We start from the raw sequence: 10,116 nt of genomic DNA, 5'->3' as shown, positions 1-10,116 counted from the left end.
CCAGGTCGTGGTCAGATTCGGCGGCGACGGGTCTTCAGGCGATAGCCTGACTCGCAAAGTGATCGAGCGGGTTCAGGCGGAAGGCACCTGTTTTGCAGAGGGCGCCCGGTGGAAAGGCCGCTGGATCATGCGCCTCTCCGTCAGCTCCTGGTACACCGCCGAGGCCGATGCCGACCGCGCTGTCGCCGCGATCGTCGGCGCCTGGCGCGCGATCCGGGCGGGCGAAGCCTGACGCCGTTCCAAGCCCTCGAGCGTCAGTGGTGGTAGTGGTGATAGCCGCCACCGCCGCCATTGCCGAAGAAGAAGGTGAAGCGCGGCCCCCAATAGGGCGCCGGGTAGTAATAGCGGGGGTAGGGGCGCGGATAGTAATAGGCGTAAGGCGCGTAATAGGGATAGGGCGGCGGGTAGTAATAGGAGGGCGGCGGATAGGCATAGACCGGCGCCGGAACAGGCGCAGGGGCCGGCTCGTAATAGGCCGTCTGCGGCTGGGGCGCCGGAAGCGGCGGCGCCATGGTGATCGAGGTCTTGTTGCCGCTCGTCGCCATGCATTGCTGATAGGCAAGGTCGTAACGCTGCTGCACATTGCCGGCCGCTTCGTTGGCGTTACCGATGCCCACGGCCGATCCCGTCAACAGACCGGCCCCGCCGCCGATGGCGGCACCGGCCGCGGGATTGCCCGCCGCAGCACCGATCAGCGCGCCCGCGGCAGCCCCGACCACCGTGCCGACGGCAGCGGTGGCGACACCCGTCTGATTGGCGGTGGCTCCCGGTGACGCGCCGATCCGCTGTCCGGCGAATTGCCTGCAGACGATGTCGTCCTGGTTGAACTGGCTCAGGGTTTTGCCGTCGCCCGGCATGACGGGGAGACTGGGCCCCACCGGAGCCTCGGAGGCGCAGGCGCCCAGGCTCAGCAGGCAGGCAACGGCGATGACAAACCGGATAGGGGAGAAAGCGTGACGCATGGCAGGGTTACTCGTGGTGAAGGCATAGTTCCACCCTGACCTACACGGCCTTGCCAGTTGAATCCTGCGTTGTTACAGAAAATTTCTTCCACCGACGGGCCGATTCAGTCGAGACCTGTCGCGCCGCCTTCCCGCCTGAATGCGGTTCAACCAATCAATGAACTCTGCGATGCAACCCATCGGATTGGGGAACTGCGAAACACTCGATGCCAAAATCCAGTTGCAGATCGGCCATCTTTACGAGCGTGTCGACAGGCACATGATCTCCGAGATACCCATCCCCCAGGAACTGCACAATGATCTCGGTTTCCCCGCCCGTGGCGCGCAGGCCGGTCAGAAATGATCTGTGGGGCAGCAGAAGGTCGACAAGCAGCGTCACCTTCTCCGCAAACCACTGTTCAGTCAGCTTGTAGCGGATCGAATGCCGCCATGCGGTGCGTTCATATGTACCGCCTAGGAGTTTTCCGCTCGGCGCTCTTCTCGGTTCGCCAACACCGCGCACGATCAGAGGCTCGATCCCCAACGCGGCGGTAATCTCCGCGGGTTTCAGGGTCGGATGACGAATGAAGAGCTCGACATCGATCCGCCGGGGATCGCCCGCTTCGTCTTGTTCGCCGGCCATGACGCCTCCCGCTCTCGCCGTACCAACGGAAACTCAGTCGGATCATCAAAGCCTAAATCGCCGGCGGGACGAAGATCGTCTTGCCCTTCACCCTGATCTCCACATCGACCGCGTAGGTCTTCAGCGTCTTCGCGTTGATCTCGACACCAAGGCCGGGGGCGTCGGGGATCTCGATCTCGCCCTTGGCGTTCGGCGCGAGGCGCGTCGCGGTGAGTTCGCTGGCGAGACGGCTGAGCTGGGTCGGATATTCGCAGATCCAACTGTCCTTCATCCCGGCATAGGGCTGGAGCGAGGCGCTGAGTGCCAGGTTGGAAGTGAAGGTGTGATTGACGTAGGTCACACCCTTCTTCGCGGCATAGTCGGCGACCTGCTTGGCCGGCCCCAGTCCGCCGATGCGGCCGCAATCGATCTGGATGAATCCGACATGGCCGTAATCGATCAGATGCTCGGCCATGTAACGGTTATGGGCCGCTTCGCCGCCGGCGAGCTTCACCGCACCGCTTTGCGCGGCGAGCTTGCCATAGGCCTCGTACGAGAATCCGCCGAACGGTTCCTCGAGCCAGGTCACCTTGTTGGCATTGAGCGAGGCCAGGCGCTGGGAAGCGGCCTCGACATCGTCGGCGAAAATCTGGCCCGCATCGATTAGCAGGATTCCGTCGGCGCCCAATCCCTCCCGCGCGGCTTCGACCTGAGCGATGTCGCCTTCCAGATTGTCGCCATAGGGTGCCCAGCCGAATTTGGCAGCCCTGAATCCCTTCGCCCGGATCTCGCGCGCACGTTCGAGCGTCTGTTGCGCGGTCGTGCCGAACAGCACCGAGGCGTAGGGTGTCTTGGGATAGGCCTTGATATGGCCCAGCAATTTCCATGACGGCTGGCCGCGGACATGGCCCAGCAGATCCCAGAGCGCCATCTCGATTCCGGACCAGGTGTGAGGCGCCTGCAGCAGATCCATGCTGTTGAAGGCGAGGGTGGCGGCCATGCGCTTGATGTCGTCCGGCCCGTCCAGCTTTTCGCCGAGGACCGAGGCCGAGACGGGACGGCAGGCGCCATGCGACATCGGGCAGACGAAGGCCGCGATCGAGGGCAGGGGAGCCGCCTCGCATTCACCCCATCCGATATATCCGCCGGCCGAGACGCGAACCACCAGCGCATCCTGGCTGCCATCTCCGGCCGTGGTGACGACGGGCATCGAGAGATAGAAGAAGTCGACGCTGTCAATTTTCATGGCTCGTTTTTCTCCGTCATGATCCGATTGGTTCAGGCGAGGTTGGGTGGTTCTCCGCCCGATCCCAATCCCTTGACCGCTATTCAATCTGACCGCAGAGTATCTTCCAAGATACTAGAGCAAAGTCCAGAATGCCGGAAATGTCCGGCGAAGGACCAGCCGATCGGTCGGGGGGCCGGATGAAATTGCTGCGAGATCGTGTCTGCGTCATCAGCGGTGCCGGGCAGGGCCTGGGCCGTGCGGTGGCGTTGGAGATGGCGGACGAGGGGGCGGCGGTCGTCCTGCTCGAACGCAATCCCGACACGCTGGCGCAGGTGGCCGCCAAGATCGCCGCCAAGGGCGGCAGCGCTCTGCCCTATGCGCTCGACGTCACCGACTATGACGCCTATGGCCGCATCATCGCCGACGTGATCGCGAAGCGCGGGAAGATCGACGTCCTGGTCAACAATGCGGCGATCAATCCGCCCGCCAGGACGATCCTGGAGGACACGCTCGAGGATTGGCGCCGGACGATCCAGATCAATCTCGAGGCCATCTATATGGGCTCGAAGCTGGTGGCGCCGCATATGGCGAAGCGGAAGGAGGGGCGCATCATCAGCATCGCCTCGATCCAGGGCTTCGCCTCGAGCGGCACGGTCGGTGCCTATAACGCCGCCAAGGGCGGCATCATCGCCTTCACCAAGTCGATGGCGGTCGAGCTCGGGCCCTACGACATTCTCGTCAATGCCGTGGCGCCGGGATACATGTCGACGCCGATGTCGATCATCAACGGCGTCAACGAGACCGAGACGCCCGAATTCATCGACCTCTATGTGAAGAAGGGCCGGATACCGCTGCGCCGGACCGGTTATCCCGAAGATGTCTCCGGCACGGTGATCTTTCTCGCCTCGCCTTATTGCCGTTACATGACCGGCCAGTTGCTGGTCGTCGACGGCGGATTGATGAGCACGTTCTAGCGCCGTCGGATTCCAGCCGCGGGCGGACGCCAGGGTGGGGTCCGGTGGCGGAACTCGACATTGTGACAACTGCAGCCAACAGGGACGCCCGACCATGACAATGAACAACAATGGCTCCGACGGTTTCTCACGCCGCAAGCTTCTGCAGGGCAGTGCCGCCCTCGGTGCCGGTGCCGCGCTCAGCGGCCTGCTGCCCGCGCTCTCGGCACGGGCGGATGCGACGACCTTGAACATGTGGTGGTGGGGCGAGCAGGAGCTGCCGGGCCTCCAGGCTTTCCTCGATGACTCGGTCAAGAATTACTCGGCGGCGACCGTGAAGACGATGCTGCAGGACACGGCGGTCGTGATCTCCCAGTTCCAGACCGCCGCCGCCGCCGGCAACGCGCCCGACATCCAGTATCTCTGGAACGGCATCTACCACATGGAGAGCGTGTGGCTCGGCTATCTGAAGCCGCTCAACGGGCTGCTGAAGGAAGACGTGCTGAAGGCGTCGCAGCCGACGCTGCTGAGCCAATTCGGCAACAACACCTACCGCATGGGCTGGTATCCGCAGCCGATGATCTGGATCTACAACAAGGATCTCTTCGATAAGGCCGGCCTCAATGCCGACAGCCCGCCCAAGACCTGGGACGAGCTGCTCGCCGCCTGCGACAAGCTCAAGTCCAAGGGCATCGCGCCCCTCGGGGGCGGCATCCAGGACGGCTATTGGGGCGAATGGTTCTTCGGCCATGCGCTGGCCCAGAACATCGACAGCACCGGCGAAGCCATCGACCTCTTTACCGGCGTGCGGGACTTCAAGGATCCGAAATATTACGAGCAGTGGACGCGCCTCGAGGAGCTGAAGAAGCATGACTTCCTCAATCCCGACATGTCCTCGCTCGGGCTCTATCCCGGCATCGACCTGATCGTGGCGGGCAAGCTCGGCATGGGCGTGTCGGTGGGCGCGCGGGTGCCTGCCGACAGCAAGACCAGCAATGGGCGCATCGGCTGCATGGTCATGCCGACCTATGGCAAGGGCAAGATGGCCGGAAAGCCGATCCTCGATTCGCAAGGCCTCGGCATCTCCACCAACAGCAAGAATCCCGAGGCGGCCGCGGCCTTCCTCGAATATCTGCAGTCGCCCGAGCGGTTGCAGGTCTTCTGGGACAAGACCGGCTGGATCCCCGCCAACAGCAACTTCGACACCTCGATCATCAAGGACGAGGTGGTGAAGTCGATGTGGAAGAGCTGGGGGCAGTCCGAGAACATCCCCTATGTCTCCAACGTCGTGCCGGGCCAGTTCTACGACCAGGCGCTGCTCCCGACCGCCCAGCAGGTGGTGCAGGGCCAGATCACCGGCGAGCAGGCGGGCGAGCTCGCCGCCAAGGTCGCGGGCGAGTGGCGCGACTTCAATCCGGACATGGTCGAGAATTACAAGAAGTGGGCGAAGGACCTGTCCGCCTGAGCCATGATCGGGGACCCGCCCGCGGCGACGCGGGTCCGGGTCCCCGTCGGTTTCTGCCGATCGGGATGACCTCGAGCGCGCTTGCAGCGGGAAGACGATCAGGCAATGAAGCTCTCGCCCAAGTTCACGCCCTATCTCTACATCCTGCCGCTGGTCCTCCTGCTGGGATTCGTCTTCGGCTATCCGCTCGTCCGCATTTTCGAGTTCAGCTTCAAGAAAATCCGCGGCATCGACGGTCCCTGGGTCGGCTGGGAGAATTACCGGCTGATCCTGCATCAGGACCTGTTCTGGGAATCTGCGCTCCATAATCTGTTCCTGCTGATCGCCGTCCCGATCATGGTCGCCTGGGCGCTCCTGATCTCGATCGTGCTCTATGAGCGCGTCCGCGGCTGGAAGCTCTACCGGATCGTCCTGTTCCTGCCCTACATCCTGGCGATCCCCATCATCGCCGTCGTGATGAAGAAGATGTTCCAGTTCAGCGGGCCCGTGAACGAGGCGCTGCGCTGGTTGAGCCTGGACTTCATGGCGCTGGACTGGATCGGCTCGTCCGACGTCGCGCTCTGGACTGTGATGATCTTCATCATCTGGCGGGAATCGGCGCTCGGCATCATCCTCTTCCTGGCGCGGCTCCTGAGCCTCGACGAATCGCTGATCGAGGCGGCGAAGCTGGAAGGGGCGAACTGGTGGCAGCGGGCGCGCTATGTGCTGATCCCTCAGATGAAGACGGTGATCGAGTTCTATGTGGTCATCAGCGTGATCACGATGCTCTCTTCCGTCTTCTCCTATGTCTACATCATGGGCGGCGGGCGCGGCGGCCCCGGAACCTCCACCATGGTGCTGGAGCTCTATATCTTCAGCGCGCTCATCAAGATCAGCCTGCCGGGCATCGCCTCGGCGGTCTCCGTGCTCCTGTTCCTGGTCTCGCTGCTGCTGATCGTTCCGTTGTTCGCGGTCCGGCGTCGGGCCAATGAAGAGGAGGTGGGGTGAAAACACAATTCAAGCCCCCTCCCCTTGCGGGAGGGGGTAGGGGGAGGGGCCGCCGCGCGGGGTTTCGCGCGAAGGAATCGCACCCTGTTCATTGTTTCGCTTGCGGCCGGCATTCCCCTCCCCGCTCGCTGCGCTCGCCGCCCCTCCCGCAAGGGGAGGGGCCGTGGTTTTGCTTGCGCCGTCAATCGCCTGATCTCGGTGGCAACAGATGAAGCCCGAACGCGCGCTCAAGCACGGGATCCTGCTGTTCGCGACCTTCCTGGCCCTGGTGCCGTCGCTCTTCATGATCATGACCTCGCTCAAGAGCGACGAGGAATATACCTACAACAAGGCCGGGCTGCCGCAGGCCCTGGTGCTCGACCATTTCGACAATGTGCTGTTCCACAGTCCGTTCTTCGCCTGGATGGGAAACAGCATCATCCTCGTCGTCGGCGCCGTCATCCTGAGCACGGTGGTCTCCTGCCTGGGCGCCTATGCGATCGCGCGGATGAAGTTCAACGGCAGAGGGCTTCTGTTCTCGGTCAGCACCGCGCTCATGGCCGTGCCGCCGGTGGTGATGATCGTGCCGCTCTTCGTGCTCTATTCGCAGCTGGGGCTGATCAGCACCTATCAGGGCACCATCATCATCTATGCGGGCCTGATCACGCCCTTCTCGGTCTATCTGCTCACCACCTTCTTCCGCACCCTGCCGCGCGAGCTGTTCGAGGCGGCGCGCATGGATGGGGCGGGGGACCTGCTTATCCTCTGGCGGATCGTGATCCCGCTCTCCCTGCCGGCGCTGCTGACACTCGTCGTGGTCAATGCGCTTTATGTCTGGAACGACCTGATCATCGCCATCATCTTCCTGCAGGACGATTCCAAGCGCACCCTGATGGCGGGCATCAGCGTGTTCCAGGGCCGCTACGACAACCAGATCCCCCTGACGATGGCCGGCATGGTCATCGCCAGCGCGCCGATGATCATCCTCTACATCGCTTTCCAGAAATACTTCATCCAGGGGCTGATGGCGGGCTCGGTCAAATGACCACGGCCCAGGCAATCAGGCTGGGAACCGCGCGAAGGCCTCGCCGCTCTCATGGAAGAGATGCGATTTCGCCGCGCTAACGCCGATCGGGATCTGATCGCCGGCGGCAACGACGATGTCGCCCGGCGCATGGACGGTGATGTCGGCGCCTTCCTGCGTGTTCAGATAGAGATAGGTGTCGCCGCCGAGCCGTTCCACCATGCGCACCTTGCCAGGGATGGCGGAATCGCCCGGGGCGTTGGGTTTCAGATCCTCCGGGCGCAGACCCAGCGTCACCGGGGCACCCTTGGCCGCCCGCGCGTCCGGCTTGCAGCGGACGAGGGCCTTCTGCCCGCCGCCCAGCGCCACCTCGACGCCCGTCTCGGACAAACCCGCGATCTTGCCGGGAAGAAAATTCATCGAGGGCGAGCCGATGAAGCCGGCGACGAAGAGATTGCGGGGATGGTGATAGAGATCGAGCGGCCGGCCGACCTGCTCGACATGGCCCTTGTTCAGCACCACGATCTTGTCGGCCATGGTCATGGCCTCGACCTGGTCGTGGGTGACATAGATCATGGTGTTGCCGAGGTCCTGGTGGAGCTTGGCGATCTCGACGCGCATCTGCACGCGCAGCTCGGCGTCGAGATTGGAGAGCGGCTCGTCGAACAGGAAGATCTTGGGCTCGCGCACGATGGCCCGGCCGATGGCGACGCGTTGGCGCTGGCCGCCGGACAGGGCTTTCGGGCGGCGCTGCAGATAGGTGTCGATCTTGAGGATCTTGGCAGCCTTCTGCACGCGTTCCTCGACCTCGGCCCGCTTGTAGCCGGCGGTTTCCAGGCCGAAGGCGAGGTTCTTGTAGACGGTCATATGCGGATAGAGCGCATAGGATTGGAACACCATGGCGATGCCGCGCTTGGAGGCCGGCACCTCGTTCATGCGTTCGCCGTCGATCAGCAATTCGCCGCCGGAGATCGGCTCGAGGCCCGCGATCATGCGCAGCAGCGTGGACTTGCCGCAGCCGGACGGGCCGACGAACACGGTGAATTCGCCGGGATCGATGGTCAGGTCGATGCCATGGACCACCTCGATGGCGCCGTAGCGCTTCACCACCTTGTTGAGCTTGATGCTGGTCGACATGTTGTCCTCCCCTGTCCGGCGTGTTCTTAGAAGCCGTTCGCGAATTTGTACTGCAGGTGCGACGCCAGCCGTTTCCCCTCCCCCTTGTGGGGAGGGGGTAGGGGTGGGGGGCGTTGGGAAAGGGTGCATCCTGTCTGGCCGGACCCCCACCCTTCTATTCCCTCCCCACAAGGGGGAGGGAGGACCCAGGCGTCGCATTTCATTCGTCGTCGTTGCTTCTCGCCCCCGCGTGCATCACCGCGTCCCCTCACTCCGCCGCTTCCTTTTCGTCCAGCCGCCAGCCCCAATATTTCGGGTGATCCGGCCCGAGTGGCAAGGCGACATCCTTGCCGGTCTCGGCCGAATGGTAGAAGGCCGTTGCCAGCTCGAGCGAACGGCGAGCATCGGCGACCGTGACCGGGTTCGGGCCGCGGCCGTGCAGCGCCTCGTGGAAGGCGTCGAGCTGGCCAAGATAGCGCCGGCCCACCGGCTTGTAGTCCTTGAGCAGGGCTTCGATCCCAGTGGCCACCTCGTCATTGGCCGGCAGGATCTGCCAGGGCTCGTCGCCGGGCGAATAGACCTCGCCGCCGCTCTCGAAGGTGACGTTCTCGAACATGAGCCGCAGGCGGCTGATCTCGTTCTGCGAACCGAGCGTGGCGCTGAGCGCGACGAGGGCGCCGCTCTCCATCTCCAGCGAGGCGGCAACGCAGTCCTCCACCTCGATGGCGTTCACACGCGTGGTGGCGCGCGCGAAGAGCTTGGCCACCGGCCCCATCAAGTAGTTGAGCATGTCATGCTGGTGGATGGCATGGGTCATCAGCACGCCGCCGAGCTCGGTGGCCCATTTGCCGCGCCAGGGGACCTCGTAATAGGCCGGCGTGCGCTTCCAATGGGTCTCGACGGTGCCGAGATAGGGCTTGCCCGCGATGCCCGCATCGATGATGCGCCTGGCCTTCTGCACGCCATCGCCGTAGCGATATTGGAACACCGGCATCAGCAGGCGTCCGCTCTTCTTCTCCGCTTCGGCGAGGCGGTCGACATCGGCGATGGAGCCGGCCAGCGGCTTTTCGCAGATGACATGCTTGCCCGCTGCCAGCGCCCGCGTGGCGAGTTCCACATGGGTGGCGGGCGGAGTGCCCAAATCGATGACGTCGATGTCGTCGCGGGCCAGGAGATCGTCGAAGCTGGTGGTTCGGCTCGCCGCCCCGAACTCGTCGGCGACGGCGTCAAGGCGCTCGGTGTTGAGGTCGCAGACGGCGGCAAGGCGCCAGAGCTCCGGGCGTGGTGCGATGCCTTCGACGATATGGTTGCGGCCGACATTGAGGCCGACGACGGCGATGGATTTGATCTGGCTCACCACGCGGCCTCCCCGCTGCTGACACTCTGGATGCCGCCGGCCTCGGCGACCTGCTGCGCCTTGAGGGCGATCTCCATGGCCTTGAAGCAGCGCGCCTGCGGCATCGCCGTCTCGGTGCGGTCCCTGACATCGGCGAGGAATTGGTGGCCATAGGGCAGCTCGACGCCCGAGCAGTCGATGTGCTGCACGCCCTTGCGGTCAGTCAGAAAGAGGTGGTCGCCGCCGGGCCGTCCGGCCACATCGACATATTTTCGCGCCTCGATGGTGCCATGGGTGCCGACGATGAAGAGCCGTCCGTCGCCCCATACCGGCAGGCCGTCGGGGGTGAACCAGTCGACGCGGATATAGCCGGTGACGCCGGCCGGCGTGCGCAGATGGATGTCGCCGACATCCTGCAGGCCAGGCTTATCCGGATTAGCGCGGTTGCCGACGGAGGCGGAGAGC

The 10,116-nt window shown here is 64.0% G+C and carries 10 protein-coding genes and 1 pseudogene; 5 read left to right on the top strand and 6 right to left on the bottom strand.

Features of this window, described 5'->3' with window-relative positions; all coding sequences use genetic code 11:
• A pseudogene (locus tag ACREE8_RS00890) lies at positions 1-232 on the top strand (hypothetical protein); the annotation flags it as partial.
• A 22-nt stretch (positions 233-254) separates the two neighbouring features.
• Here the strand turns inward: ACREE8_RS00890 and ACREE8_RS00885 are convergent.
• The 3 genes from ACREE8_RS00885 to ACREE8_RS00875 all read right to left on the bottom strand — a co-directional run bounded on the left by ACREE8_RS00885 (position 255) and on the right by ACREE8_RS00875 (position 2,809).
• Complete coding sequence (locus ACREE8_RS00885) at positions 255-962, bottom strand: glycine zipper family protein (protein WP_431571087.1); 708 nt, start codon at positions 960-962, stop codon at positions 255-257.
• Positions 963-1,116: 154 nt separating this feature from the next.
• Positions 1,117-1,584, bottom strand: coding sequence for a hypothetical protein (locus ACREE8_RS00880; RefSeq protein ID WP_431571086.1), 468 nt, complete (start codon positions 1,582-1,584; stop codon positions 1,117-1,119).
• 52 nt (positions 1,585-1,636) lie between these two features.
• Positions 1,637-2,809 (bottom strand): mandelate racemase/muconate lactonizing enzyme family protein, encoded by a 1,173-nt coding sequence (locus ACREE8_RS00875; RefSeq protein ID WP_431571085.1) that lies wholly within the window; start codon positions 2,807-2,809, stop codon positions 1,637-1,639.
• A 179-nt stretch (positions 2,810-2,988) separates the two neighbouring features.
• On the opposite strand from ACREE8_RS00875, the gene ACREE8_RS00870 reads away from it, so the two are divergent.
• From ACREE8_RS00870 to ACREE8_RS00855, 4 genes are all read left to right on the top strand, one after another.
• The gene (locus ACREE8_RS00870; RefSeq protein ID WP_431571084.1) at positions 2,989-3,765 is read left to right on the top strand and encodes an SDR family NAD(P)-dependent oxidoreductase; all 777 of its coding nucleotides are present in this window, start codon (positions 2,989-2,991) and stop codon (positions 3,763-3,765) included.
• A gap of 94 nt (positions 3,766-3,859) precedes the next feature.
• Positions 3,860-5,209 (top strand): ABC transporter substrate-binding protein, encoded by a 1,350-nt coding sequence (locus tag ACREE8_RS00865; RefSeq protein WP_431571083.1) that lies wholly within the window; start codon positions 3,860-3,862, stop codon positions 5,207-5,209.
• Positions 5,210-5,314: 105 nt separating this feature from the next.
• Positions 5,315-6,196 carry a carbohydrate ABC transporter permease gene (locus tag ACREE8_RS00860; protein ID WP_431571082.1) on the top strand — a complete coding sequence of 294 codons (882 nt, stop codon included), beginning with the start codon at positions 5,315-5,317 and terminating at the stop codon, positions 6,194-6,196.
• 208 nt (positions 6,197-6,404) lie between these two features.
• Positions 6,405-7,220, top strand: a complete 816-nt coding sequence (locus ACREE8_RS00855; protein WP_431571081.1) for a carbohydrate ABC transporter permease — start codon at positions 6,405-6,407, stop codon at positions 7,218-7,220.
• Between the two features lie 15 nt (positions 7,221-7,235).
• Here ACREE8_RS00855 and ACREE8_RS00850 read toward each other — a convergent pair whose 3' ends face one another.
• The 3 genes from ACREE8_RS00850 to ACREE8_RS00840 form a co-directional block, all read right to left on the bottom strand.
• On the bottom strand, positions 7,236-8,336 hold the full coding sequence (locus tag ACREE8_RS00850) for an ABC transporter ATP-binding protein (protein WP_431571080.1): 1,101 nt from the start codon (positions 8,334-8,336) through the stop codon (positions 7,236-7,238).
• Positions 8,337-8,583: 247 nt separating this feature from the next.
• Positions 8,584-9,672 carry a Gfo/Idh/MocA family protein gene (locus ACREE8_RS00845; protein WP_431571079.1) on the bottom strand — a complete coding sequence of 363 codons (1,089 nt, stop codon included), beginning with the start codon at positions 9,670-9,672 and terminating at the stop codon, positions 8,584-8,586.
• Positions 9,669-10,116 (bottom strand): hypothetical protein (locus tag ACREE8_RS00840; protein ID WP_431571078.1); only part of this gene is annotated, 448 nt, incomplete at its 5' end. The genes ACREE8_RS00845 and ACREE8_RS00840, both read right to left, overlap by 4 nt.

The sequence above is a fragment of the Hypericibacter sp. genome (assembly GCF_050729195.1).
Taxonomy (GTDB): Bacteria; Pseudomonadota; Alphaproteobacteria; order Dongiales; family Dongiaceae; genus Hypericibacter.
This window is presented reverse-complemented; position numbering and strand designations above follow the sequence as displayed.